The sequence below is a fragment of the Mycobacterium sp. NPDC006124 genome (assembly GCF_040614235.1).
In the GTDB taxonomy this organism is placed as follows: Bacteria; Actinomycetota; Actinomycetes; order Mycobacteriales; family Mycobacteriaceae; genus Mycobacterium.
The window spans coordinates 500,751-524,827 of record NZ_JBEXUA010000003.1 but is presented as its reverse complement, the minus strand read 5'-3'; the positions used below and the strand labels follow the sequence as shown (position 1 = coordinate 524,827).

Below are 24,077 nucleotides of genomic sequence, written 5' to 3'. Positions count from 1 at the left end.
GTTAGCATCGCCTCAACACACGTAGACGACTCCCGGGAAAGCGGTATGGACAGGCCTTACGGAACGTATTCGAAGACTTCGAGGACCTCGACGACGGCGCGCAACGCCGGAGCCACCGGTATTCGTAGCGCACGATCCGGCGGGTACACCGACGTCGAGAGCGGCGTCGTAGACGGTGGCGCGACCTATCGGCGCCGGGAGTACGACCCCGACTACGACACGCGCGGCTCTTACGGCTCGTCGTCGTCTTACTCGTCGTCGGGATACGAGTACCGGCCCGGATCCCGCTACGAATACGGCGGCCGGTCCGCGGCCAGCGCGGTACAGGACTACGACACCTACGACCGCGACTCCGACTACGGGCACCACCCGGAAGACCACGGCGACGACTACCTCGACGACGACGTCTACGAGTACGAAGAGGCCATCGACCGACGGTGGATCTGGGTCGCCGGCGTCGCCGGGGCAATCCTGCTCGTCGCCATCATCTGCACCGTGGTGATCCTCGGCGGCGGCGACAGCGGCTCGGTGTCCAAGACGATCGTCGCGTCCACGCCGACGACGGCAGCTCAGGACGCCGTCACGACCCCGGCAACGGCGCCGCCGGTCCGCAGTTCCGTCGCACCTCCCCCGCCGGTCGCCGCGCTGTCCCCGGAGACGGTCACCACCGTCCCGCCGACCCCCACCGCCACCGCCGCCCCGGCACCCCTGCCGGCCGCCCCGATCCCGGTCGCCTCCCCGCGGACGGTCACGTACCAGGTGACAGGCACCCGGCCGCTTCTCGACCTGGTCACCGTGGTCTACACCGACGGCCAGGGCGCGTTGCAGACGCAGTTCAACGTCGCGCTGCCCTGGGTGCGTTCGGTGACGCTGGACCCGGGCGTCGAGCTGACGTCGGTCACCGCGACCAGCCTAACCGGTCAGCTGAACTGCTCGGTCACCGACGCCAACGGCACGGTCCTGGTGGCCCAGAACACCAACTCGATGATCGCCACCTGCACCAAGTAGGCCTAACCGAGACCGAGCTCGCGCACCCTCGCGTTGTGGGTCTCCTGCAGCCGGCCGAAGAACTCGGTCAGCCGGCCCAGACCCTCACCGCTGGAGACGACGAAGTCGACCAGCTCGTCGTGCTCGGCAAGCACGTACTGCGCCTGGGTGATGGCCTCACCGAGTAGCCGCCGCGACCACAGCGCCAGCCGGTGGCGCTGCTTGTCGCTGGCCGTGACCGCGGCCTTGACCTCGGCCACGACGAATTGCGAGTGTCCGGTCTCGGAGAGCACCGCGCGCACGACGTCGGCCGCGTCCTCCGGGAGCGCGTCGGCGATCTCGAGGTAGAAGTCGGCGGCCAGCGCGTCGCCGATGTAGGTCTTCACCAGGGCTTCGAGCCAGGTACTCGGCGTGGTCAACCGGTGGTAGTTCTCCAGAGCCGAGGCGTACTTGGTCATCGCGGGCACGATGTCGACGCCCCGCTTGGCCAGCGCCTCGCGCAGCAGCTCGTAGTGGTTCATCTCGGCGGCCGCCATGCTGGCCATGTTGATCCGACCCGCCAGATTGGGGGCCATCCGTGCCTCGTCGGTGAGGCGGTAGAAGGCGGCCACCTCGCCGTAGGCCAGGAGCGCGAACAGCTGGTCGACGCCTGCGTGCCTTGCCACCGTCGGGGCCACCGTCTGCTCGGGCGAAGCCCCGGGCTGCGTCGGAGTCATGGCTCGACTCTAGACGGGCCCGGCACGCCGATCGGCGCCGCGACGGCACCGAATGACCGGCCAGCTATCATGGTCATCGGAAGCGGCACGTCTCATACCCGCCGCTACCAAGAAATGTGCGTGCACGTGTCGGTCCGCTTCCCCGGAAGCCGAGGCCCCCAACGTTCCTTCGTCGAACCCGTGTGCGCGTGTGGACGCCGCGAGATTGACAAACGAAAGGTTACGTCGGCAAACGCATGACTTCATTCACCACCACCCCCAACGGCCCCGAGTCCGAGTCCGACGTCGCGACCCCCGACATCGTCGTGGTCGTCGACGCCCCCGAGGCAGCCCCCAAGACCACCACCTTCGCCGAGCTCGGCGTGCGCGAGGAAATCGTCCGGGCCCTGGCCGAGGGCGGCATCGAGCACACCTTCGCGATCCAGGAACTGACCCTGCCGCTGGCTCTGTCCGGCGACGACCTGATCGGTCAGGCCCGCACCGGCATGGGCAAGACCTTCGCCTTCGGCGTGCCACTGCTGCACCGCATCGTCACCGACGAGACGCGGCCACTGACCGGCATCCCCCGCGCACTCATCGTGGTGCCCACCCGCGAGCTGTGCATCCAGGTCTACGAAGACCTCGCCAACGCCGCGAAGTACCTCACGGTCGGCGACCGGAAGATGGTCGTCACCTCCATCTACGGCGGCCGTCCCTACGAGTCGCAGATCGAGGCACTGCAAAAGGGCGTCGACGTCGTCGTCGGCACGCCCGGCCGCCTGCTCGACCTCGCCCAGCAGGGACACCTGCAGCTCGGCGGGCTGTCGGTGCTGGTGCTCGACGAGGCCGACGAGATGCTCGACCTCGGCTTCCTGCCCGACATCGAGCGGATCCTCAAGCAGACTCCGGACGACCGGCAGGCGATGCTGTTCTCGGCGACGATGCCCGATCCGATCATCACCCTGGCCCGCACGTTCATGAACCAGCCGACGCACATCCGCGCCGAGGCACCCCATTCGGCGGCCACCCACGAGAACACCAAGCAGCACGCCTTCCGCGCGCACGCCCTGGACAAGGTCGAGATGGTCGCCCGCATCCTGCAGGCCGAGGGTCGCGGCGCGACCATGATCTTCACCCGCACCAAGCGCACCGCGCAGAAGGTCGCCGACGAGCTCGCCGAGCGCGGCTTCAAGGTGGGCGCGGTGCACGGCGACCTCGGCCAGGCCGCGCGAGAGAAGGCGCTCAAGGGTTTCCGCAACGGTGACGTCGACGTGCTGGTCGCCACCGACGTCGCGGCCCGCGGCATCGACATCGACGACATCACCCACGTCATCAACTATCAGATTCCGGAGGACGAGCAGGCCTACGTCCACCGTATCGGCCGTACCGGCCGCGCGGGCAAGACCGGCATCGCGGTGACGCTGGTCGACTGGGACGAGCTGCCCCGCTGGACGATGATCGACAAGGCTCTCGGCCTCGACACCCCCGATCCCGTCGAGACGTACTCGAGTTCGGCGCACCTCTACGAAGAACTGGGCATTCCGACCGACGCCACCGGCTCGATTGGCAAGGCGACGCGCTCCACCGAGTCGAGGGACCGGCCCAAGCGCGAGTCCGGCGACGGTGAGAAGCGCGTCAGCAGCGATCGCCCGGCGCGCAATCGGGACCGGACCCGGCAGCGCACCCGCGGTGCGGTGAAGTCGGCCACCGACTGCGAGCAGGGCACCGAGGCCCGGCAGGCGCCCTCGACCGCGGGCGACGACGAGACCACCCCCGCGGGCGACTCCACCGGCCCGGCCAAGCGCCGGCGCAGGCGTCGTCGCCCCAGCACGTCCGCGCCGACCACCAGCTGACCGGAGCGCCCACCTCCCGATGGTTCAAGCCGTGAAGATCCCGCGGTCGCGGCGCTCCTGCCCGCCGGAACGCCGTACCAGGGGCGATCTCCTGGCCGCGGCTGCGATCGTGGTGGTCCTCGCCGTCGCCGCGGGACTCATCTGGTGGAGCAGTGATGCCAGGGCCACCATCAGCAAGCCCGCTGCCGAGCCGGTGCCTGCGCTGAAGGCCGCCCGCGACGTCCCGACCGCGCTGCGGGAGGTGTGGAGCGCCGCGAGCCCGAAGACCCGTCGGCCCGTCGTCGCCGGTGGCGCCGTCGTCACCGGGGACGGGCGAGAGGTCGACGGCCGAGACCCCGCCACCGGACGCGTGCTGTGGAGTTATGCCCGTGGCGTGCCGCTGTGCGGTGTCACCTACGTCTACAACGACGCCGTCGCGGTATACCCCGACGACCGGGGTTGCGGCCAGGTGACCACCATCGACGGGCAGACCGGACGCCGCCACTACTCCCGCACCGCGTACGCCGATCCGGACGTGACACTGTCCTCGGACGGGTCGACCGTGTTGTCGGTCGGCGACACCCGACTCGAGCTGTGGCGATCCGACATGGTGCGGATGATCGGCTACGGCTACCTCGACGCCAGGATCAAGCCCGGCGTCCCGGCTCAACCGCTGTGCGCGATGGTGTCGGCCGCCGCCAGCTCCAACGCGGTGTCGGTGCTGCAGAAGTGCCCCGGCCAGGCCGACCTGCGGCTGACGCTGCTGGTGCCCGCCGATCAGGAGGACGAGCCGACTACGAAGATCGTGCAGCTGCCGGGCGTGCCCGCCGACTCCGACGCGCGGGTCATCGCCGTGTCCGACACCACCACGGCGGTCTACCTGTCCAAGCCGACGCCCACCGTCAACGTCATCGACGACACGGGCACCACGATCGCCAGCACCGCCCTGCCCGGTCCGGCGTCGCCGCAGTCGGTGGCGTCACGGGCCGGTGACCTCATCACCTGGTGGACCGGAAATTCGGTGATGGTCTTCGAGGCCAACGGGTTGCGATACAAGTACACCGTGACTCCGGTGAACGCCCAGGCGCCGGTCGGCCCGGCGACCCTGATGGCTGGGCGGATGCTCGTTCCCGTCACCTCGGGTTATGACGTGTTCAACCCCGAGACCGGCGCCGGCGAGTCGCACATCGCCGTGCCGCGCCCGCCAAGTCAGTCCCCCGTCGTTCCCGACGTCGCGGGCACGGCCGTGCTCGAACAACGGGGTGACACCCTCGTCGCACTGGCCTGACTAGATCTCCGGAGTGAAAGTCGGCAACGCCTTGCCCGACTTCCAGTGCTTGAGAAGGGCGGCCGCGAGCTCGCGATAAGCCAAGGCGCCCTTGTTCTTTCGGCCCGCCAGCACCGAGGCTCCTGACGCGCTCGCCTCGGCGAAGCGCACCGTTCTGGGAATCGGCGGGGCCAACACCGGCAGCTGGTAGCGGTCGACGACGTCGAGGATCACGTCGCGGCTGTGCGTGGTCCGTGAGTCGTACAGCGTGGGCAGCGCCCCCAGCAGAACCAGGTCGGCGTTGGTGATCTGCTGCACGTCGTCGACGGTGCGCAGGAACTGGCCGACGCCACGGTGCGCGAGCGTCTCGCACTGCAGCGGCACGATCACCTCGTCGGCGGCGGTCAGTCCGTTGAGGGTCAGCACGCCAAGCGACGGTGGGCAGTCGACGATGACGACGTCGAATCGGTCGCCGATCTTGGCCAGCGCCCGCTTCAGCGCGTACTCCCGGCCAGCCCGCATCAACAGCATCGCCTCGGCACCCGCGAGGTCGATGTTCGCCGGCATCAGCGTCATGCCCTCTGGCGTCTCGAGCAGCGCGGTGTCGGGCTCCACGTCGCCGAGCAGCACCTCGTGGATGGACACCGCCAGTTTGTCCGGGTCATGGCCCAGGGAGAACGTCAGCGATCCCTGCGGATCCAGGTCGACGAGCAGCACGCGTCGCCCCTGCTCGGCCATCGCCGCGCCCAGCGACGCCACCGTGGTCGTCTTGGCAACCCCGCCCTTTTGGTTGGCGACTGCCAGTACTCGCGTCATGTGGTTCCCGTCGATTCGCTCGCCCTAGGTGTGCCGTTCATCCTGGCACGCGCAACCCGGGAAGGCGCGTGCGGCACAATCGCGGGTGTGAGCGTTTCCGAAGGGCAGGAGCGTAGCGACCCGGGAAGTGGATCCGAAGGGCAGGAGCGTAGCGACCCGGGAAGTGGATCCGAAGGGCAGGAGCGTAGCGACCCGGGAAGTGGCGTGCGCGCGCATCGCCTCCTGCTCTTGCGGCACGGCGAGACGGAATGGTCCAAGAGCGGCAGGCACACCGGGCGCACCGACCTCGAGCTGACCGACGAGGGCCGTGAGCAAGCCACACTGGCCCGGGATGCGCTGGCCGACCTGCGACTGCGCGACCCGATGGTGATCTCCAGCCCTCGCCACCGCGCGCTGGTCACCGCCGAGTTGGCCGGGTTGACCGTCGACGAGGTGACTCCGTTGCTGGCCGAGTGGGACTACGGCGACTACGAGGGCCTGACCACCGCCCAGATTCGCGAGACCACCCCGGACTGGACGGTATGGAAGTACGGCTGCCCCGGCGGGGAGAGCACCGAGGCGGTCACCGAACGCGCCGACCGCGCCGTCGCCCTCGCGCTGTCGCACATGGAGTCGCGTGACGTGGTGCTGGTGGGGCACGGACACTTCTCACGCTCGGTGATGATCCGTTGGATCGAGCTGCCGATCGCCGAGGGCATCAGAGTGTCGATGGCGGCGGCGTCGATCGCGGTGTGCGGCTTCGAGCACGGTGTCCGGCAGATCGGTGCGCTCGGTCTGACCGGGCATCCCAACCCCTGCCTGCCCGCGTGACGGAGCCGACCTTCGTCCTGGCGGCGCGCGGGGAGGTGCTCGTCGCCGACGGCGTGATGGTCGCCTACCCCGCCCTCGCCGACGCGCGGGCCGCACTGGCCGCGCACGAGACCCCAATGATCTTGGGCGCGTTTCCCTTCGACGTCAGCCAGCCGGCAGCGCTCTTCAGGCCGGGCCACGTCCGTCGCACCGGCGCGCTGCCCGAGTGGCCCACGCGCACCATGCCCGCCGTCCGCATCACCGAGACGGTGCCCGACCCCGCCGAACATCGGGCGCGCATCGTCACGGCGCTGGAACAGCTGCGCAACCCGGCCTCGCCGCTGAGCAAGGTGGTGCTGGCCCGCGCCGTGCATCTGCTCGCCGACAGCCCGCTCGACGTCGGCATGGTGGTGCGCCGACTCGCCGAAGACGGCTCGGCCACGGCCTACTTCGTCGACTTGAGCGCAGCGGGCGGGCGCCACGTCGGCACCGCGCTGCTCGGTGCGAGCCCCGAGTTGCTGGTGGCCCGCCGCGGCGAGGTGGTGACCTGTCAGCCGTTCGCGGGGTCGGCTCCCCGATCGACCGATCCCGTGATCGACCGGGCCAACGGTGCTGCCCTCGCCGACTCCGCGAAGGACCTGCACGAGCATCGACTGGTGGTCGAACAGATGCGGGCGGCGTTGCAGCCGCTGTGCACCGACCTCGACATCGCCCCCACCCCGGAACTGAGCCGCACCGCGGCCGTGTGGCATCTGAACACCCCGATCACCGGACGCCTACGCGAAGAGTCATTCACCGCATTGGATCTCGCGATGGCGCTACACCCCACCGCGGCGGTCGGCGGAGTGCCCACCGCGGATGCCGTCCGCCTGATCTCCGACGTCGAGGGCGATCGCGGGTTCTACGCCGGCGCCGTCGGATGGTGCGACGACCACGGCGACGGCACCTGGGTGGTGTCGATTCGCTGCGCGGAGCTCTCGGCCGACCGCCGCACGGCTCAGGCCAGGTCCGGCGGCGGGATCGTCGCCGAATCGAACCCGGATGACGAAGTGGCCGAGACGAATACGAAGTTCCGCACCATCCTGAGCGCGTTGGGAGTCAGCACATGACCGTGAACATCCGTCGGGCGCGACCCGGTGACGAGGCCGAACTGGTCGCCATGGTGCGCGAGCTGGCCGAGTTCGAGCATGCCGCCGAGGAGTGCACGGTGACCGAGGCCCAGATGCACGAAGCGCTGTTCGGCGATCCGGCCACGGTGCAGGCGCACGTCGCCGAGGTCGACGGTCAGCCCGCCGCCACGGCGCTGTGGTTCTACAACTTCTCCACCTGGGACGGCGTGGCCGGCATCTATTTGGAGGACCTCTTCGTACGCCCCGCGTTCCGTCGACACGGCCTGGCGCGGACGCTGCTGTCGACGTTGGCCCGGGAATGCGTCGACAAGGGCTACTCCCGGCTGACGTGGGCCGTGCTCGACTGGAACTCCAACGCGATTGCCCTCTACGACGCCGTCGGAGGCCACCCGCAGACCGAGTGGATCACCTATCGGGTGACCGGTGAGGAGTTGTCGGCACTGGCCGCGACACCCACCGCGGCAACGCCTCAGACGTCGTCGGAGCTCTGAGCCAGCCACTGCACCGCCGAGGGGCTGAACAGCAGCACCAACGCGGCGATCGCGACGACGGCGACGGGAATGCCGTAGGACCACTGCTGCGAGCCGACCGCGATGTACCACGCCACCGGCAGCAGCAGGAGCTGCGCGAACACCGCGATCCCCCGCCCCCAGCGCCGGCCGGTCCACAGTGCCCACGCCGCGGTGATCACCGCGGCGCCCATGACGACGTACCAGGCAGCCGTGCCGTAGCCGCTGATCGACACCTCGCGGGCGCCCTCGAGGGCCCGGACGACGAACACCACCGCCACGACCACGAGTGCGACGCCCTCCAGTGCCACGATGGCGGCCGCCTGACGGATGGTTGAGGGCGAGGGCACGATCACATCGACGAGCGTAGAGCGCGCCGTGGTGGCATGCCGATAGGGTTGAGCCCCGTGCGTGCCGTGCTGATCGTCAACCCCAACGCCACGTCGACCACGCCGGCGGGGCGTGATCTTCTGGCGCACGCCCTCGAGAGCCGCGTCAAGCTGACCGTCGCCCACACCGACCACCGCGGCCATGCGATCGAAATCGCAAGGGACGCAGCGCGAGACGGTACCGACGTGGTGATCGTCCACGGTGGCGACGGAACCGTCAACGAAGTGGTCAACGGCATCCTCGGCGACTGCGGTCAGACCCCGCCCAAGCGCGGCCCGGCGATCTCGGTGGTCCCCGGCGGCTCGGCGAACGTGTTCGCCCGCGCGCTGGGCATCAGCCCCGATCCGGTCGAGGCGACCAATCAGCTCGTCGACCTCCTCGGCGCCTACCGGCGCGGGGTCAAGTGGCGTCGCATCGGGCTGATGGACTGCGGCGACCGCTGGGGGGTCTTCACCGCGGGCATGGGCGTCGACGGCGACGTCGTGGCCGCCGTGGAGGCTCAGCGGGAGAAGGGACGCAAGGTCACCGCGTCGCGCTACATCACGGTGGCCACCCGAGAGGTGCTGGCCAGCGCCCGTCGCGAACCGTCGATGACGCTGGAGCTCGCGGGACGCGCACCGGTGAGCGGCGTGCACTTCGCCTTCGTGTCGAACTCGAGCCCGTGGACCTACGCCAACACCCGGCCGGTGTGGACCAATCCCGACACCAGCTTCGAATCCAACCTCGGCGTCTTCGCCACCACGAGCATGAACATCTGGGCCAATCTGGGGCTGGTGCGGCAGATGCTGTCGAAGAACCCGCGGCTCGACGCCAAGCATCTGGTGCGGGACGACGACGTGCCGTGGGTACGCGTGACGGCCGACACGCCGGTCGCCTGCCAAATCGACGGAGATTACGTCGGCCAGCGCGAAAGGATGACGTTCACGTCGGTACGGGATGCCCTCGGCGTGGTGGCGCCGCCACCGAAAAAGGCTTGACCTGCTAAAGCGCTGTGGACTCGCGCGAATTAGGGCGCAAGTACGGCAAGTGTAGTACAAACGTCAGGGGGGTCCGGCCACCCGGTCCCCTCTAACGATGCCAGTGAGATTGCCCACGTGTGAACGCGCCTCTATTGACATCTGTTGAGCCTGTGGAAGCATCGTTTGCAACAGTGCAGAAACATTTGATGTGCACGCGTTAACAGCCGAAGAAAAGCTCGTGCGCCTTGCTGCGCACAGGAATAGGAGTAGTAGCTATGGATTGGCGGCACAAGGCGGTCTGTCGTGACGAGGATCCGGAACTGTTCTTCCCCGTGGGAAACAGCGGCCCGGCGCTCGCTCAGATCGCTGACGCGAAGATCGTCTGCAACCGCTGCCCGGTGACGACGGAGTGCCTGAGCTGGGCATTGGAGTCCGGTCAGGACGCGGGCGTCTGGGGCGGCATGAGCGAGGACGAGCGTCGCGCGCTCAAGCGTCGCAATGCACGGACCAAGGCTCGTACGGGCGTATAGCTCGCATTTCTTCACCTTTACGGCCCCGGCATTCGCCGGGGCCGTAAATTTTTGCGCCAACTGCAATGGCCCGCATGATTTCCAAGATGTGACGACCGCGTTACTGCGCCGACCGGCCCCGGCGACCGACGGGCACCCGTAGGACGACGTCGGTTCCGCCGGTCTCCACCGCGTGCATGCCCAGCGACCCGTCGAGTTCGGCGGCCACCAACGTCCGCACGATCTGTAGGCCCAAGCTGTCGGACTTCTCCAAGCTGAACCCCTCCGGCAGACCGCGACCATCGTCGTGGACCACGACGTCGAGCCAGCGGGCGGAGCGTTCCGCCCGGATCGTCACGCTGCCGTTGTCCGAGGTCGAGTCGTAGGCGTGCTCTATCGCGTTCTGGACGAGCTCGGTGATGACCATGACCAGAGCCGTGGCCCGGTCGGCGTCGAGGACGCCCAGATCGCCGACGCGGTTGATGCGCACGGGTCGGCCGACCGACGCGACGTCGTTCATGATCGGCACGATGCGGTCGACCACCTCGTCGAGGTTGACCTCCTCGTCGACCGACATCGACAGCGCGTCGTGCACCAGGGCAATCGACGACACCCGTCGCACCGACTCGATGAGCGCGTCGCGTCCCTCGGCGTTGTTGGTGCGCCTGGCCTGCAGCCGCAGCAGTGCGGCGACGGTCTGCAGGTTGTTCTTCACCCGATGGTGGATCTCGCGGATGGTCGCGTCCTTGGAGAGCAGCGCACGGTCGCGACGCTTGACTTCCGTCACGTCGCGAATCAGCACGGCCGCACCCGCGGCCTTGCCGTCGACCACCATCGGAATCGTGCGAAGCAGGACCGCCGCTCCCCCGGCGTCGACCTCCATGCGCATGCTGGATCCACCGGAGAGCGAGTCACGAACGTGGTTGGCCAGCTCCTGGGCCTCGAACGGGTCGGAGATCAACGGCCGGGTGATGGTGACCAGGTTGTGGCCCTCGAGCTCGGCGTTGAGGCCCATGCGGTGGTACGCCGAGATGGCGTTGGGACTGGCGAACCTGACCAGACCGACCTCGTCTAGCCGGATGAAACCGTCACCCACCCGAGGGCTCGACCGCGACATCGCGAGGTCGCCGACATTGGGGAAGGTGCCTTCGGAGAGCATGTGCAAGATGTCGGCGGCACAGTCCAGATAGGCCCGCTCCAAGGGGCTGACCTTGCGTTGGTCGGCCAGCGCCGTCTGATGGGTGAGCACGGCGACGACGTGGTCACCGTAACGGACGGGGACGGCCTCGACGTTGAGCCAACGACCTTCGGGCGACCCGAGTCGTACGGGCTCAGTGTCACGTCCGATCGACCCGGAGGCGAAGGCGGCGACCACGACCGGCATGTCGTCGGCGGTGTTGACGGTGCCGACCGCATCGGCCAGCAGGGCCGTGGGCGCGGTGTTCGGGCGGACCTGCGCGACGCACACCAACGACCCGTCGTCGTGACGGACCCACATCAGGTAGTCCGCGAAGGACAGGTCTGCCAGCATCTGCCACTCGCCCACGACGGCGTGCAGATGGTCCACGGCGTTGCCGGGCAACATGGTGTGCTCGGCGAGGAGGTCACCGAGGGTCGACACGGGCGTTGTCTCTCGGCGTCGACGACCTAGCTGATGACGGCGATGAGGTCGCCGGCCTGGATGACGTCACCGACCGAGACGTTGACGGCGGTCACCTTTCCAGACGCCTCGGCGAGCACCGGGATCTCCATCTTCATGGATTCCAGGAGGACGACGGTATCGCCCTCGTTGATGTCGTCGCCTTCGCTGACCACGACCTCGAGCACACTGGCCACGATCTCAGCGCGAACGTCCTCGGCCATCTTCACCCACTCGTCTCTAGAGCCGCCCCTGCGGTGTCTATCGAACCACACGCCCGGGATTGGAATGCAGTGGCGCGAGCGTGAGACACTTACGGGTAAGCAATTGACACTTTGGAGGACGACCATGGCCAAGCGTGGCCGTAAGAAGCGGGACCGCAAGCACACCAAGGCCAATCACGGCCAGCGCCCCAACTGCGGTTCGAAGGCAGTGAAGTAACTGCCCTCTAGCTGCGAATGATGGTGGTGCGGCTGATCTCGACGCGCAGCCGCGCCCGCAGTGAATCCGGCGCCTTGTCGCCACTGCACCTGGTGGCGATGAGGCGCTTCACGCGCTCTTCGATGCCGTACTGCTTCAGGCAGGTCGGGCATTCCTCGAGGTGATGGCGCAGCTTGTCTCGCGTCTCGGTGGTGCATTCACCGTCGAGTAGCGTCCACACCTCGGCGATGACAGATGCGCACTTGGGGTGGTCGGGGTCGACCGGACCCACCGGCGGGCGGAACGTGTGCTCCTCGGGTCGTGAATAGTCGTCGTTCACGAAGACACCTCCTCGGGCTCGTCGATCTGGCCCCTGATGAAGCCGCGATCCTTCGCGACGTCGGCCAGCAGTTCACGAAGCTGCTTGCGTCCACGATGCAGTCGGGACATCACCGTCCCGATCGGCGTGTCCATGATCTGGGCGATCTCCTTGTACGGGAAGCCCTCGACGTCGGCGTAGTACACCGCCATCCGGAACTCCTCGGGCAGGGCCTGCAGCGCCGCCTTGATCTCGGTGTCCGGCAGGGCTTCCATCGCCTCGACCTCGGCCGAGCGCAAACCCGTCGACGTGTGCTGCGCGTTGGCCGCGAGCTGCCAATCGGTGATCTCGTCGGTCGGGTACTCCGCCGGCTGCCGCTGCTTCTTGCGGTAGCTGTTGATGTAGGTGTTGGTCAGGATGCGGTACAGCCACGCCTTGAGGTTGGTCCCGGCGCGGAACGACCGGAAGCCGGCGTAGGCCTTGACCATGGTCTCCTGCAGGAGATCCTCGGCGTCCGCGGGATTGCGAGTCATGCGCAAGGCACCGCCGTACAACTGGTCCAGCAGGGGTATCGCGTCGCGCTCGAAACGTGCCGTGAGCTCGGCATCCGTCTCGATCAACGGCTCTTCGGCCGCCGCGGGCGCTGCTCCGTCGAGATCGGTCATCTGGATGGACACCGTCCCTTCTCTCGCGGCACCGTCGAACGAAACCAGCTCGTAGACCGGTCGTTCCAGGCAAAGCGTTGGCACCGAGGTGTCTCCTTCCTTCCGATCCTAGTGGCTCGTACCGACGGAGTCGCCCTGCGGCGCCCATCACAGCAGAACAACAGCGGGGACGGCCGCGAATGTTCCCCCGGAATTGCCACTACGGTGAGGCCCACTACGGTGAGGCCGTGGCCCGCGCAGCGACTCTGGCGATCGCCGCCCTCGTCGCGGCGAACGTCGACCACGAGGTCCTGACCTACCACCACGATCCGCGTAACGACGCCTTCGGCGAGGAGGCCGTCGCCGCGCTGGCGGCTGCCGGCGTCGAGGTGTCCTCCGAGCAGGTGTTCAAGACGCTCGTGATCGCGCTGCCGTCGGGTCTGGCCGTCGCGGTGCTGCCCGTGCCCTACAAGCTGTCGCTGAAGGCCGCCGCCGCCGCTCTTGGTGCCCCGAGGGCCGAGATGGCTGACCGGGCGGCCGCCGAGCGGTCTTCGGGCTACGTCATCGGCGGCATCTCTCCGCTGGGCCAGCGCCGGACGCTGCCGACCGTCGTGGACGACTCGGTCTGGGCGTGGGACCGCGTGCTGTGCAGCGCGGGACGACGCGGGCTGCAGGTCGCGCTGGCGCCCGCCGACCTGGTGCGGCTCACCGACGCGGTGACCGTCGACGTGCTCGCCTCGTGACGGTTCTATGGTGAAGCCATGTCGCTCTCGGGAAAGACCATGTTCATCTCCGGCGCCAGCCGTGGCATCGGCCTCGCGATCGCCAAGCGGGCCGCCGCCGACGGCGCCAACGTCGCGCTGGTCGCCAAGACCGCCGAACCCCACCCCAAACTCGAAGGCACGATCTACACCGCCGCAAAGGAGATCGAGGACGCCGGCGGTCACGCGCTGCCCATCCTGGGTGACGTCCGCGACGGCGAGTCGGTGGAATCTGCCGTGGCGCAAGCCGTTTCGCAGTTCGGCGGCATCGACCTCTGCGTGAACAACGCCTCGGCCATCAACCTTGGGTCCATCACGGAAGTGCCGCTGAAGCGCTTCGACCTGATGAACGGCATCAACGTCCGGGGAACCTACGCCGTGTCGCAGGCCTGCATCCCACACATGGTGGGCCGGGACAACCCGCACATCCTGACGCTGTCACCGCCGATCCTGCTGGAGTCGAAGTGGCTCAAGCCGACGGCCTACATGATGGCCAAGTACGGCATGACGCTGTGCGCGCTCGGCATCGCCGAGGAGATGCGTGCCGACGGCATTGCGTCCAACACGTTGTGGCCGCGAACCCTGGTGGCCACCGCGGCGGTCCAAAACCTCCTCGGCGGCGAGGAGGCGATGAGCCGGGCGCGCAAGCCCGACGTGTACGCCGATGCGGCCTACGTCATCTTCAACAAGCCAGCCCTCGAGTACACCGGCAACTCCGTGCTCTGCGAGGACGTCCTGGTCGAGTCCGGCGTCACCGATCTGTCGGTCTACGACTGCGTGCCCGGCTCGGAATTGGGCGTCGACCTGTGGGTCGAGACCCCCAACCCGCCGGGTTACACCGGCGCGTAGCGACCGCGACGGGCGGGATCACGTCACCCGGTGGAGGATCCCGCGCCCGATCGCCTCGCGTACTACCGGCATGGCAGCCTCGGCGAGCGCGTCGGCCTGCACCCCGTGGTGTGCGGCCAACAGCTCGACGAGCATGCCCAACGGAACCTCCCCCCGACATCCGGCGAGCAATGCGCGCGACACCTCGTCGACGCCGAGCACCGCGCCGGGTCCGCCCGGACGACGTACGGCGGCGCCGACCACCTGCCAGCCCTCGGCGCCCGGTAACGATTGCTCCTCCAGCAGCACCGCAGCGGTGGACAGCTTCGTCGCCAGCAGCGCGGCGTCATCGGTGTCGTACAGGTACTGCCGACGGGCGAAGAACGCCTCGACCTCGGGCCCGGCCAGTCCCTCGTCGGCACCGGTGATCTCCTCGAGCACCTGCTCGGGTGGGCGACGCTCACCGCGGCGAGGTGCCCGCACCGTGATCATGCCCATGCCGACGCCGACGACGCCCTCGTCGGCGAACCAGTCCAGCCATGACCCGCCGCGACGGGCGGCGTCCTCGGGCCGTTCACCGGCATCCGACGTCCACAGCGACACGTAGCTGATCGGATTGGCGAACTCGCGCTGCACCACCCACGCATGCAGGCCCGTGCCTGCCAGCCAGCCCCGGACCCGGTCGCGCCAGTCCTGCCCGTCGCGCACCATCCAGTTGGCCATGATCTGCGCCGTGCCGCCGGGCGCCAGGTGATCACCGACCTCTTCGATCAGCTTGCGCGACAACGCATCTCCCACCATCCCGGAGTCGCGATAGAGATAGTCCAGTGCGCCGGTGCCCACGACGAACGGCGGGTTGGAGACGATGAGGTCGAAGCGCTCCCCCGCGACGGGCTCGAACAGGCTCCCGCTGCGCAGGTCCCATCGCATGCCGTTGAGCCGCGCGGTCGCGGCGGCCAGTGCCAACGCCCGGTCGTTGGTGTCGGTGGCCACGATCTGCTCGCAGTGCGCCGCCAGGTGCAAGGCCTGGATGCCACTGCCGGTCCCGATGTCGAGGGCGCGCTCGCACCGAGAGCGCACCACGGCGTGGGCCAGCGTCACCGACGCCGCGCCGATGCCGAGGACGTGGTCGTGACTCACGGGTCCGGGATGCATCTCGGCGTCCTGATCGGAGACCACCAGGAAGTCGTGGACCCCGTCACCGTGCGGCCGAATGTCCAGCGCCGCCCGCAGCGACCCGTCGTCGGTTCGTTCCACGACACCGTTGGCGAGCAGCGCGTCGACGCCGGCCGTGGGCAGAGCCAGCGCGATGCGCTCCGGCGTCTCCGGGGCACCCAGCAAGAAGAGCCGCACCAGCACCGCCAGGCGTTCGTCATCGGGAGCGGCACGGTCGGTGATGCGCATCGCCGACCACCAGAGCCCGCGACTGAAGGCAGCATTGGCGTCGGCGCCCAGCAGAGCGGCGACGCCGTCCGTGGTGTAGGCGGCGCTGCGTAAGTCGGCGGCCAGCGCGTCGACGACGCCGGTCGCGTGCAGCGGATGGTTCACGACGGCGTGCCGGGCTCGGCGGGTTCGATCAACTCGGGTCCGTTGTTGCGCACGCTGTTGACCAGCCGGGACACCTCTCGAACCGCGATGCGGTCGAGGTCCCCGTGGCCGCGCAGCAGACCCTCGTCCATCGGCGCGTCCGGATCCAGCCACCGATCCCAATCGCGTTCGCTGATGCTCAACGGCATGCGGTCGTGGATCTCGGCCAGCGGGCCGGCGGATTCGGTGGTGATGATGGTGCACGTCAGCAGAGGCGGCGAGTCCTTGGCGGGCCGCCAGGTCGACCACAGGCCGCCCATGAACAACGGCTCGCCGTCGGATCCGTGCATGAAGAACGGGGTCTTCGCGCCCTTCTTTGCGTCGGCGCCCTCCGGGCCGGGGCGCCATTCGTACCAGCCGTCCATCGGCACCAGGCACCGCTTGGTCTTGGCCGAGGCGCGAAACGCCGCCGAGGTGGTGACGGTCTCGGCGCGGGCGTTGATCAGCAACGGTCCCTTGGTCTCGGGGGTGCCGTCGGCCTTGGCCTTCACCCACGGCGGAAGCAGACCCCACCGCATCGACCGCAGGCGTCGGGTCGACTCGTCGTCCGGCTCGTCGTGCCGCTTGACCACCGAGGTGATCGTCGTCGTCGGCGCGACGTTGAAGTTCGGCTGCGACGACTCCTTGGCCTCCGCGGCCGCAATGGTCTCGTCGATGGCCTTGATCTTCTCGGCCAGGAGCGCCGGATCGGTCGTCACCGCGAATCGCCCACACATACGTCCCATGGTGGCAGAAAAGGGCGACAAGGCAGGATGGACCGCATGACCGAGAAGGGAGGCGGGTGGCGGGCACCGTCGGTGACGACGCCCGTCCACGCCACCGTCGAGGTGCCGGGCTCCAAGTCGCAGACCAACCGCGCATTGATCCTCGCCGCACTGGCGAGCCCCCAGGGAACCTCGACGATCGGCGGCGCACTGCGCAGCCGCGACACCGACCTGATGATCGGCGCACTGCGGACCCTCGGACTGTCCCTGGACGGTTCGGGAACCGACCTGACGGTGAGCGGGTCGATCTCCCCGGCCGCCGACGCCAGAATCGACTGCGGACTCGCAGGCACCGTCCTGCGCTTCGTGCCGCCGGTCGCGGCGCTCGGCAGCGAGGTCGTCACCTTCGACGGCGACGAGCAGGCTCGCCAGCGTCCGATCGCTCCCCTGCTCGACGGCCTGCGCGGCCTGGGCGTGCACCTCGACGGCGACGCCATGCCGTTCCAGGTTCGTGGCGACGGCGCCGTGGCCGGGGGCACCGTGCACATCGACGCCTCGGCGTCGTCTCAGTTCGTCTCCGGCCTGCTGCTCTCGGGTGCGACGTTCCGCGACGGACTGACCGTCGTGCACACCGGCGAGTCGGTGCCGTCGGCACCGCACGTGGCGATGACGGTGACGATGCTGCGCGAGGCGGGGGTCTCGGTGGACGACTCCACGCCCAACCGCTGGGTGGTCGCACCGGGACCCGTCACCGCCCGGCACTGGGAGGTCGAGCCCGACCTGTCGAACGCCGTGCCCTTCCTGGCGGCCGCCGCCGTCACCGCCGGCACGGTGCGCATCGTCGGGTGGCCACAGGTCAGCGTGCAACCCTCGGCACGAATCCTCGCGCTGCTCGCCGAGACGGGAACGTCGGTGCGGCAGGGGGATTCGCACCTCGAGGTGACGGGTTCGCTCGACGGATACCCGGGCTTCGACGTCGACCTGAACGACGTCGGCGAACTGGCGCCGGCGTTCGCTGCCCTCGCCGCCCTGGCCGAGACCGGGTCGGTGTCCCACCTCACCGGCATCGCCCATCTTCGTGGCCACGAGACCGACCGGCTGGCGGCGTTGACCGCCGAGATCAACGGCCTCGGCGGCCGGTGCGAGGAGACCGAGGACGGTCTGACCATCACCGCGGTGCCGTTGCACGGCGGGGCGTGGCACTCCTACGCCGATCATCGGATGGCGACCGCGGGCGCCGTCGTCGGCCTGCGGGTGCCGGGCGTCGAGGTTGAGGACATCGCCACCACCGCCAAGACGTTGCCCGACTTTCCGGGGATGTGGGCCGACATGCTGACCGGGCAGGTTCTTCGAAGCCCTTGAACGAGAACGACTACGACGAATCCGACGTCCGCATCCGCCCCGGGCGGGGCTCGCGGCCGCGGACCAAGACCCGGCCCGAGCACCTCGACGCTCGGGCGGCCATGGTCGTCACCGTCGACCGTGGCAGGTGGGGTTGCGCTCTGGGCGGGGATCCCAACCGCGTGGTGACCGCGATGCGAGCCAGGGAACTCGGCCGCACGCCGATAGTGGTGGGCGACGAGGTCGACGTCGTCGGCGACCTGTCCGGGCAAGCCGACACCCTGGCCCGGATCGTGCGACGAGGTGAGCGGCGAACCGTGTTGCGGCGCACGGCCGACGACACCGACCCCACCGAACGAGTGCTGGTCGCCAACGCCGACCAGTTGCTGATGGTGGTCGCACTCGCAGACCCGCCGCCGCGCACCGGCTTTGTGGAGCGGTCGCTGATCGCCGCCTACGTCGGCGGGCTCGAGCCCATCCTCTGCCTCACCAAGACCGACTTGGCCCCGCCGGAACCCTTCGCGGCGCAGTTCGCGGGCCTGGACCTGACCGTCGTCACCGCAGGCCGCGACGACGACCTCGCAGTGGTCGACGATCTGCTCGTCGGCAAGTTGACGGTCCTGGTCGGCCATTCCGGGGTCGGCAAGTCCACGATGGTCAACCGACTGGTCCCCGAGGCCCGGCGCGCGGTCGGGGTGGTCTCGGGCGTGGGCAAGGGCAGGCACACCTCGACCCAGTCGGTGGCACTGCCGTTGCACGACGCCGGGTGGGTCGTCGACACTCCGGGCATCCGGTCCTTCGGGCTGGCCCACATCGCCCCGGCCGACGTGATGCTGGCCTTCTCCGATCTCGCCGAGGCCATCGAGAAGTGTCCCCGGGGTTGTGGACACCTGGGGCCGCCGTCGGACCCGGACTGCGCACTCGACGAACTGACCGGACACGCCGCCGACCGCGTCGCCGCGACCCGGCGGCTGCTCGCGGCGATGGCGGCCGACTAACCGGAGGCGACGGACATGACACCGGTACCCGAGATCACGCTGAACGACGGCGGACGGATCCCCCAGCTCGGGTTCGGCGTGTACAAGGTCGCACCCCAGGAGACTGCCGCTGCGGTGCGGAGCGCGCTCGAGGTCGGCTACCGCCATCTCGACACCGCGGCGATGTACCACAACGAGCAGGGCGTGGGCCAGGGCATCCGCGACGCGGGAGTGGACCGTCGCGACGTGTTCGTCACCAGCAAGCTCGACAACGGATTTCACGAACCCGACGCTGCGCGAAGGGCATTCGAGGACACCCTGACCGCGATCGGCTCCGACTACGTCGACCTCTACCTGATTCACTGGCCCCTGCCGACCCGCTACGGTGGCGACTTCGTCTCCACCTGGCAGACGCTCGAGGAGTTCGCGGTCGAGGGCCGCGCCCGCAGCATCGGGGTGTCGAACTTCCACGTCCCGCATCTGGAGCGTCTCGCCGCAGAGACCGACACGGTGCCCGCCGTCAACCAGGTCGAGGCGCACCCCTACTTCACCAACGCGGCGGTCCGCGACCATTGCGCGCGGCACGGCATCGCCTTCGAAGCCTGGTCGCCGCTGGCGCGGGGCACACTCCTCGACGACCCGGTGGTCCATCAGGTGGCCGCCGCGACGGGAAGGTCTGCGGCCCAGGTGGTGCTGCGCTGGCATCTCCAGCGCGGCGACGTCGTCATCCCGAAGTCGGTGTCGCCACAGCGCATCGAGCAGAACTTCGCGGTGTTCGACTTCGAATTGAGCGCCGACCAGGTGGCGACGCTGGACGGGCTGGATCGCGGCCCCGAAGGACGGGTCGGATCCAACCCCGACACCTTCGACGTCATCACGCGATGACCTACCCGCCCCGGTCGACAGCGGTTTGCGCGAGAGCCGAAACGGGCACGCACCCAGGGGCAAATCGCCAAAGGAGGCTCAATACATGACGAACGTACCAACGATCGAACTCAGCACCGGTGCGCATATTCCGCAGCTCGGTTTCGGCGTCTACCAGATCGATCCCGACGAGACCGCAGGCGCGGTGAAGACCGCACTCGACATCGGCTACCGGCATATCGACACCGCCGAGATGTACCAGAACGAAGCCGGTGTCGGTCAGGGCGTGCGTGATTCAGGACTCGACCGCTCGGACGTGTTCATCACCAGCAAGCTCAACAACGGCTTCCACGAACCCGACGCGGCTCGCAAGGCGTTCGACGACACCCTGAGCAAGCTCGGCTTCGACTACGTGGACCTGTTCCTGATCCACTGGCCGCTACCGACGTTGTACAACGCCGACTTCATCTCGACGTGGCAGACGCTCGAGGAATTCCGGCGTGACGGCCGGGCCCGAAGCATCGGGGTGTCCAACTTCCAGATCGCCCATCTCGAGCGACTGGCCAACGAGACCGACACCGTGCCCGCCGTGAACCAGATCGAGGTGCACCCGTACTTCGTCAACGACGAGGTGCGCAAGTACTGCATCGAACACGGGATCGCCGTGGAGGCCTGGTCCCCCATCGCCCAGGGTCAGGTGCTCGACGACCCGGTGGTGACGAAGATCGCCGAGGCCGCGGGCAAGTCTCCAGCCCAGGTGGTGCTGCGCTGGCACATTCAGCGCGGTGACATCGTCTTCCCGAAGTCGGTGACGCCCAAGAGGATCGAAGAGAACTTCGCGCTGTTCGACTTCGAGCTCAGCGAGCACGACGTCGACGAGTTGACCGCGCTCGACAAGGGCGAGGAGGGTCGTACGGGACCCAACCCGGACACGTTCGACTACGTGCCCGACTGATCGACCGCGATACGACGACGGCGGGGAGATTGCAGCTCGATCTCCCCGCCGTTTCGTCGTCGTGGTGGTGCTACGCCGCCTCGGCGGCGCGTGACTCACGCCGCCACGACCGCACCGTCGCGATGGCGGTCTTGAGGCCCCGACGCTTCCCGGTGGCCGGATCCGTTGCGGCGAAGTCAGATTCGAGTTCGGCGAACATCCGCTCGCTGCGGGTCTCCGGAGCGTCGTCGGCGGTGTCGCGCAGGTACTTGTCCGGCAACGACAACTTGGCGATCGTGCGCCACGTCTTTCCGTACTGCACCGCGAAGTTGCCCGTCGTGTACGGCAGGTCGTACTTGTCGCAGATCTGTCTGACGCGGACGGCGATCTCGGCGTACCGATTGCTCGGCAGATCCGGGAACAGGTGGTGCTCGATCTGGTGGCACAGGTTGCCGCTCATGAAGCGCAGCGCCGGGCCGGCTTCGAAGTTGGCGCTACCCAGCATCTGTCGCAGGTACCACTGGCCCCGGCTCTCGCCCACCATGTCGGTCTTGGTGAACTTCTCAGCACCGTCGGGGAAGTGCCCGCAGAAGATCACCGCGTTGGCCCACACGTTGCGGATGACGTTGGCCACCGCGTTGGCCGTGAGCGTCGACCTGAAGGTGGCGCCCGGCGAGACGGACGTCAGCGCCGGGTAGGCGACGTAGTCCTTGACGATCTGTTGGCCGGCCTTGACGCCGAATTCGCCGATGCGCTCCCACGTGGCCTTGCGGTCGTCGCGGTTCTTGAAGATCTTGCCCAGCTCGAGGTGCTGCAGTCCCACGCCCCACTCGAACCCGATGGCCAGCAACGTGTTGAAGAGCAGGTTGCCGTAGAGGTTGAACGGCGTCCACTTGGCGTCGCGGGTGACCCGGATGACGCCGTAGCCGACGTCGTCGTCCATCCCGAGGATGTTGGTGTACTTGTGGTGCATGAAGTTGTGGGTGAAGCGCCAGTGCTTGGACGCCCCGCTCATGTCCCACTCCCACGTCGAGGAGTGAATCTCGGGATCGTTCATCCAATCCCACTGGCCGTGCATGACGTTGTGGCCGATCTCCATGTTCTCGACGATCTTGGCCACGCCGAGGGTCACGGTGCCCGCCCACCACGCCGAGCGCCGCGAACCGGCCGTCAGCATCAGCCGACCGGCGACCTCGAGGGCGCGCTGAGCGGCGATGGTGCGGCGAATGTAGCGGGAGTCGCGCTCGCCGCGAGAGTCTTCGATGTCCTGGCGAATCGCGTCCAGCTCGTTGCCGAGATTCTCGATGTCGGCTTCGGTCAGATGCGTGAATGCCGGTACGTCTGTGATTGCCACGTCGAACCTCCTTTTCCTGGCTTACGATACCGTAACCTACGATCCCGTAGGTTACTAGCCAGTAAAGGTCACACGTCCAGGACGCAATCGCCAGACGCTGCGGAAACACACGTCTGTACGCGACTGCCCGGTTCGTGCTCGACACCCGTCCGCAGGTCCCTGACGTGACCGTCGACGAGTCCGACGACGCACGACTGGCAGATGCCCATCCGGCACCCGAACGGCATCCGGATGCCCGCGTCCTCCCCGGCGTCCATCAACGAGGTGGCCGCGTCGACGTCGACGGTCTTGCCGCTGCGCTCGAAGGTGACCGTGCCGCCCGTCCCCCGGGTCGCGGCGCGCGTGGCGGCGAACCGCTCCAGGTGCAATCGGTCGGGGACCCGTTCGGAGGCCCACAGTCGATGCGCGTCGTCGAGCATGCCCTCGGGACCGCAGGCCCACGTCTGCCGCTCGCGCCAGTCCGGCACGACCTCCGAGAGTCGGGACAGGTCGAGCCGGCCCTGGGTGCGCGTCGGCCGCACGGTCAGCCGATACCCGTCGTGCGCGTCGTGCAGGCGGGCCAGTTCGCCGGAGAACATCACGTCGGACTCGGTCGGTGCGGAATGCACGTGGACGACGTCGCCGATCTGGTCACGACGCGCGAGGGTCCGCAGCATCGACATCACCGGCGTGATGCCCGATCCAGCCGTCAGGAACAACACCGACGCCGGCGCCGGATCCGGCATGACGAAGTTGCCCTGCGGTGCGGCCAGTCGCACGATCGTCCCCGGCGTCACACCCTCGACCAGGTGGGTGGACAAGAACCCCTCGGGCATCGCCTTGACCGTGATGGTGATCAAGCGGTCACGGGTGACCGGCGTCGACGTCAGGGAGTAGGACCGCCACCGCCACCGGCCGTCCATCAGCACGCCGATGCCGACGTACTGGCCGGGCTGATAGTCGAAGTGAAATCCCCAGCCCGGCTTGATCACCAGCGTCGCGGAGTCGACGGTCTCGCGCCGGACGTCGACCACGCGGCCGCGCAGTTCGCGTGCCGACCAGAGCGGGTTCGCCAGCTTGAGGTAGTCGTCGGGCAGCAGCGGCGTGGTGATGCGCCCGACGACTGAACGCAAGGCCTGCAAACCCGGATGCTTGTTGGCGCCCTTGAGAGTTGGGCGAATGGTGTCGGCCACGTTGGCGGCGATCTTGATCTCGTTCTTGGCCATGACGGCTCCTGCTCAGCTATGCCCGAAGGTCCGCGAACCGGCCCGTGGCCAGCAACCTACGGTACCGTAACCTCCGGCGTGGCAGCCAGGCCTCAGAGCAGCTCGAGCAGAAACGGCAGCTCCTGGGTGGCGTACCACGCGAGGTCGTGGTCCTGAGCGTCGCCGACGGTCAACTCCGCGTCCTCGTCGCCGAAGTCCGCCAGGTCGACCACCGCCATTGCGGACTTCACCGCGGGCTCGGCCGCGGCGTTGTCGACGTAGACCGCGACCACGTCACCGACGCCGATCGGCCCTGCCAGTCGGACGACCGCGTCGTCGAGGTCCGGCCGGATCGTCGCACCCTCGACGTCTGCGACCAGAACCGCACGCCGCAGCGGCAACCCGTCGGTACCGGTCTCCTCGGCGGCCAGCAGCCGCAGCGACGCGAGCGCCGCCTCGCGCAACGCCACCTCGGCGAGTTCGTCGTCGTCGCCCTCCGCGTAGGACTCGCGAAGCGTCGGGGTGACGGCGAAGGCGGTCCCACTCAGCGCGTGCATGGACTGATCGGCGACGAGCCGCTGGAGCATGGCCAGGGTCGCCGGTATGTAGACACGCACCAGGGCAGACTAGCGGCCCGG

26 protein-coding genes are annotated in these 24,077 nt (G+C 68.5%); 14 read left to right on the top strand and 12 right to left on the bottom strand.

The window, feature by feature from the left end:
* The first annotated feature begins 45 nt into the window (after positions 1-45).
* Positions 46-1,008 (top strand): hypothetical protein, encoded by a 963-nt coding sequence (locus ABZ195_RS09445; protein ID WP_355216944.1) that lies wholly within the window; start codon positions 46-48, stop codon positions 1,006-1,008.
* Between the two features lie 2 nt (positions 1,009-1,010).
* Here ABZ195_RS09445 and ABZ195_RS09440 read toward each other — a convergent pair whose 3' ends face one another.
* On the bottom strand, positions 1,011-1,703 hold the full coding sequence (locus ABZ195_RS09440; protein WP_355216942.1) for a ferritin-like fold-containing protein: 693 nt from the start codon (positions 1,701-1,703) through the stop codon (positions 1,011-1,013).
* A 236-nt stretch (positions 1,704-1,939) separates the two neighbouring features.
* Between ABZ195_RS09440 and ABZ195_RS09435 the strand changes: the two genes are divergently transcribed.
* Both ABZ195_RS09435 and ABZ195_RS09430 read left to right on the top strand, forming a co-directional pair.
* The gene (locus ABZ195_RS09435; RefSeq protein WP_355216940.1) at positions 1,940-3,535 is read left to right on the top strand and encodes a DEAD/DEAH box helicase; all 1,596 of its coding nucleotides are present in this window, start codon (positions 1,940-1,942) and stop codon (positions 3,533-3,535) included.
* Between the two features lie 31 nt (positions 3,536-3,566).
* Positions 3,567-4,802: a PQQ-binding-like beta-propeller repeat protein gene (locus ABZ195_RS09430; protein WP_355216938.1), complete on the top strand. Its 1,236-nt coding sequence runs from the start codon at positions 3,567-3,569 to the stop codon at positions 4,800-4,802.
* Here the strand turns inward: ABZ195_RS09430 and ABZ195_RS09425 are convergent, their stop codons facing one another.
* Positions 4,803-5,597 carry a ParA family protein gene (locus ABZ195_RS09425; protein WP_355216936.1) on the bottom strand — a complete coding sequence of 265 codons (795 nt, stop codon included), beginning with the start codon at positions 5,595-5,597 and terminating at the stop codon, positions 4,803-4,805.
* A gap of 204 nt (positions 5,598-5,801) precedes the next feature.
* Here ABZ195_RS09425 and ABZ195_RS09420 point away from each other — a divergent pair, with 204 nt between their 5' ends.
* The 3 genes from ABZ195_RS09420 to ABZ195_RS09410 are packed head-to-tail and all read left to right on the top strand — an operon-like array spanning position 5,802 to position 8,007.
* Positions 5,802-6,407, top strand: coding sequence for an acid phosphatase (locus ABZ195_RS09420; RefSeq protein ID WP_355216934.1), 606 nt, complete (start codon positions 5,802-5,804; stop codon positions 6,405-6,407).
* Between the two features lie 56 nt (positions 6,408-6,463).
* Positions 6,464-7,495, top strand: coding sequence for an isochorismate synthase (locus ABZ195_RS09415; protein ID WP_355217067.1), 1,032 nt, complete (start codon positions 6,464-6,466; stop codon positions 7,493-7,495).
* Positions 7,492-8,007, top strand: coding sequence for a GNAT family N-acetyltransferase (locus ABZ195_RS09410; RefSeq protein WP_355216932.1), 516 nt, complete (start codon positions 7,492-7,494; stop codon positions 8,005-8,007). The genes ABZ195_RS09415 and ABZ195_RS09410 overlap by 4 nt, the downstream gene beginning before the upstream one ends.
* On the opposite strand, the gene ABZ195_RS09405 is transcribed toward ABZ195_RS09410, so the two are convergent.
* Positions 7,986-8,381, bottom strand: coding sequence for a hypothetical protein (locus tag ABZ195_RS09405; RefSeq protein WP_355216930.1), 396 nt, complete (start codon positions 8,379-8,381; stop codon positions 7,986-7,988). The genes ABZ195_RS09410 and ABZ195_RS09405 overlap by 22 nt on opposite strands.
* 51 nt (positions 8,382-8,432) lie before the next feature.
* Between ABZ195_RS09405 and ABZ195_RS09400 the strand changes: the two genes are divergently transcribed.
* The gene (locus ABZ195_RS09400; protein WP_355216928.1) at positions 8,433-9,392 is read left to right on the top strand and encodes a diacylglycerol kinase family protein; all 960 of its coding nucleotides are present in this window, start codon (positions 8,433-8,435) and stop codon (positions 9,390-9,392) included.
* 257 nt (positions 9,393-9,649) lie between these two features.
* Positions 9,650-9,904 carry a transcriptional regulator WhiB1 gene (gene whiB1, locus ABZ195_RS09395; protein WP_079923542.1) on the top strand — a complete coding sequence of 85 codons (255 nt, stop codon included), beginning with the start codon at positions 9,650-9,652 and terminating at the stop codon, positions 9,902-9,904.
* Between the two features lie 100 nt (positions 9,905-10,004).
* Here whiB1 and ABZ195_RS09390 read toward each other — a convergent pair whose 3' ends face one another.
* From ABZ195_RS09390 to ABZ195_RS09375, 4 genes are all read right to left on the bottom strand, one after another.
* Entirely contained in the window at positions 10,005-11,504 is a 1,500-nt protein-coding gene (locus tag ABZ195_RS09390; protein ID WP_355216926.1) for a sensor histidine kinase, read from the bottom strand.
* Between the two features lie 26 nt (positions 11,505-11,530).
* A complete protein-coding gene (locus ABZ195_RS09385; RefSeq protein WP_355217065.1) occupies positions 11,531-11,746 on the bottom strand; it encodes a biotin/lipoyl-binding carrier protein in 216 nt (71 codons plus the stop codon).
* Between the two features lie 224 nt (positions 11,747-11,970).
* Positions 11,971-12,282, bottom strand: coding sequence for a mycothiol system anti-sigma-R factor (rsrA, locus tag ABZ195_RS09380; RefSeq protein ID WP_355216924.1), 312 nt, complete (start codon positions 12,280-12,282; stop codon positions 11,971-11,973).
* Positions 12,279-12,926, bottom strand: a complete 648-nt coding sequence (locus ABZ195_RS09375) for a sigma-70 family RNA polymerase sigma factor (protein ID WP_355217063.1) — start codon at positions 12,924-12,926, stop codon at positions 12,279-12,281. The genes rsrA and ABZ195_RS09375 overlap by 4 nt, the downstream gene beginning before the upstream one ends.
* A 227-nt stretch (positions 12,927-13,153) precedes the next feature.
* On the opposite strand from ABZ195_RS09375, the gene ABZ195_RS09370 reads away from it, so the two are divergent.
* Positions 13,154-13,648: a YbaK/EbsC family protein gene (locus ABZ195_RS09370; RefSeq protein WP_355216922.1), complete on the top strand. Its 495-nt coding sequence runs from the start codon at positions 13,154-13,156 to the stop codon at positions 13,646-13,648.
* Between the two features lie 18 nt (positions 13,649-13,666).
* Positions 13,667-14,515 (top strand): NAD(P)-dependent oxidoreductase, encoded by an 849-nt coding sequence (locus ABZ195_RS09365; RefSeq protein ID WP_355216920.1) that lies wholly within the window; start codon positions 13,667-13,669, stop codon positions 14,513-14,515.
* Positions 14,516-14,533: 18 nt separating this feature from the next.
* Here the strand turns inward: ABZ195_RS09365 and ABZ195_RS09360 are convergent, their stop codons facing one another.
* On the bottom strand, positions 14,534-16,042 hold the full coding sequence (locus ABZ195_RS09360; protein WP_355216918.1) for a methyltransferase: 1,509 nt from the start codon (positions 16,040-16,042) through the stop codon (positions 14,534-14,536).
* A complete protein-coding gene (locus ABZ195_RS09355) occupies positions 16,039-16,797 on the bottom strand; it encodes an SOS response-associated peptidase (protein ID WP_355216916.1) in 759 nt (252 codons plus the stop codon). The genes ABZ195_RS09360 and ABZ195_RS09355 overlap by 4 nt, the downstream gene beginning before the upstream one ends.
* A gap of 36 nt (positions 16,798-16,833) precedes the next feature.
* On the opposite strand from ABZ195_RS09355, the gene aroA reads away from it, so the two are divergent.
* The 4 genes from aroA to ABZ195_RS09335 all read left to right on the top strand — a co-directional run bounded on the left by aroA (position 16,834) and on the right by ABZ195_RS09335 (position 20,922).
* On the top strand, positions 16,834-18,147 hold the full coding sequence (gene aroA, locus ABZ195_RS09350; RefSeq protein WP_355216914.1) for a 3-phosphoshikimate 1-carboxyvinyltransferase: 1,314 nt from the start codon (positions 16,834-16,836) through the stop codon (positions 18,145-18,147).
* Positions 18,144-19,124, top strand: a complete 981-nt coding sequence (gene rsgA, locus ABZ195_RS09345) for a ribosome small subunit-dependent GTPase A (protein ID WP_355216912.1) — start codon at positions 18,144-18,146, stop codon at positions 19,122-19,124. Before aroA ends, rsgA begins: the two co-directional genes overlap by 4 nt.
* Positions 19,125-19,139: 15 nt before the next feature.
* Positions 19,140-19,988, top strand: coding sequence for an aldo/keto reductase (locus ABZ195_RS09340; RefSeq protein ID WP_355216910.1), 849 nt, complete (start codon positions 19,140-19,142; stop codon positions 19,986-19,988).
* Between the two features lie 85 nt (positions 19,989-20,073).
* Positions 20,074-20,922, top strand: a complete 849-nt coding sequence (locus ABZ195_RS09335; RefSeq protein WP_355216909.1) for an aldo/keto reductase — start codon at positions 20,074-20,076, stop codon at positions 20,920-20,922.
* Positions 20,923-20,992: 70 nt separating this feature from the next.
* Here ABZ195_RS09335 and ABZ195_RS09330 read toward each other — a convergent pair whose 3' ends face one another.
* From ABZ195_RS09330 to ABZ195_RS09320, 3 genes are all read right to left on the bottom strand, one after another.
* Entirely contained in the window at positions 20,993-22,255 is a 1,263-nt protein-coding gene (locus tag ABZ195_RS09330; protein WP_355216908.1) for a fatty acid desaturase, read from the bottom strand.
* Positions 22,256-22,323: 68 nt separating this feature from the next.
* A complete protein-coding gene (locus tag ABZ195_RS09325; RefSeq protein ID WP_355216906.1) occupies positions 22,324-23,460 on the bottom strand; it encodes a ferredoxin reductase in 1,137 nt (378 codons plus the stop codon).
* A 92-nt stretch (positions 23,461-23,552) separates the two neighbouring features.
* Positions 23,553-24,059, bottom strand: a complete 507-nt coding sequence (locus ABZ195_RS09320; RefSeq protein ID WP_355217062.1) for a hypothetical protein — start codon at positions 24,057-24,059, stop codon at positions 23,553-23,555.
* Positions 24,060-24,077: the final 18 nt, after the last annotated feature.

Excerpts from the sequence above, each read along its gene's own strand:
- ABZ195_RS09445 (WP_355216944.1), top strand. The coding sequence starts at position 46 with ATGGACAGGCCTTACGGAACGTATTCGAAGACTTCGAGGACCTCGACG.
- ABZ195_RS09325 (WP_355216906.1), bottom strand. The coding sequence starts at position 23,460 with ATGGCCAAGAACGAGATCAAGATCGCCGCCAACGTGGCCGACACCATT.
- ABZ195_RS09415 (WP_355217067.1), top strand. The coding sequence starts at position 6,464 with ATGGTCGCCTACCCCGCCCTCGCCGACGCGCGGGCCGCACTGGCCGCG.
- ABZ195_RS09435 (WP_355216940.1), top strand. The coding sequence starts at position 1,940 with ATGACTTCATTCACCACCACCCCCAACGGCCCCGAGTCCGAGTCCGAC.
- ABZ195_RS09365 (WP_355216920.1), top strand. The coding sequence starts at position 13,667 with ATGTCGCTCTCGGGAAAGACCATGTTCATCTCCGGCGCCAGCCGTGGC.
- ABZ195_RS09335 (WP_355216909.1), top strand. The coding sequence starts at position 20,074 with ATGACGAACGTACCAACGATCGAACTCAGCACCGGTGCGCATATTCCG.
- whiB1 (WP_079923542.1), top strand. The coding sequence starts at position 9,650 with ATGGATTGGCGGCACAAGGCGGTCTGTCGTGACGAGGATCCGGAACTG.
- ABZ195_RS09355 (WP_355216916.1), bottom strand. The coding sequence starts at position 16,797 with ATGTGTGGGCGATTCGCGGTGACGACCGATCCGGCGCTCCTGGCCGAG.
- ABZ195_RS09410 (WP_355216932.1), top strand. The coding sequence starts at position 7,492 with ATGACCGTGAACATCCGTCGGGCGCGACCCGGTGACGAGGCCGAACTG.
- ABZ195_RS09385 (WP_355217065.1), bottom strand. The coding sequence starts at position 11,746 with ATGGCCGAGGACGTTCGCGCTGAGATCGTGGCCAGTGTGCTCGAGGTC.
- ABZ195_RS09440 (WP_355216942.1), bottom strand. The coding sequence starts at position 1,703 with ATGACTCCGACGCAGCCCGGGGCTTCGCCCGAGCAGACGGTGGCCCCG.
- aroA (WP_355216914.1), top strand. The coding sequence starts at position 16,834 with ATGGACCGCATGACCGAGAAGGGAGGCGGGTGGCGGGCACCGTCGGTG.
- ABZ195_RS09340 (WP_355216910.1), top strand. The coding sequence starts at position 19,140 with ATGACACCGGTACCCGAGATCACGCTGAACGACGGCGGACGGATCCCC.
- ABZ195_RS09375 (WP_355217063.1), bottom strand. The coding sequence starts at position 12,926 with ATGACCGATCTCGACGGAGCAGCGCCCGCGGCGGCCGAAGAGCCGTTG.
- ABZ195_RS09425 (WP_355216936.1), bottom strand. The coding sequence starts at position 5,597 with ATGACGCGAGTACTGGCAGTCGCCAACCAAAAGGGCGGGGTTGCCAAG.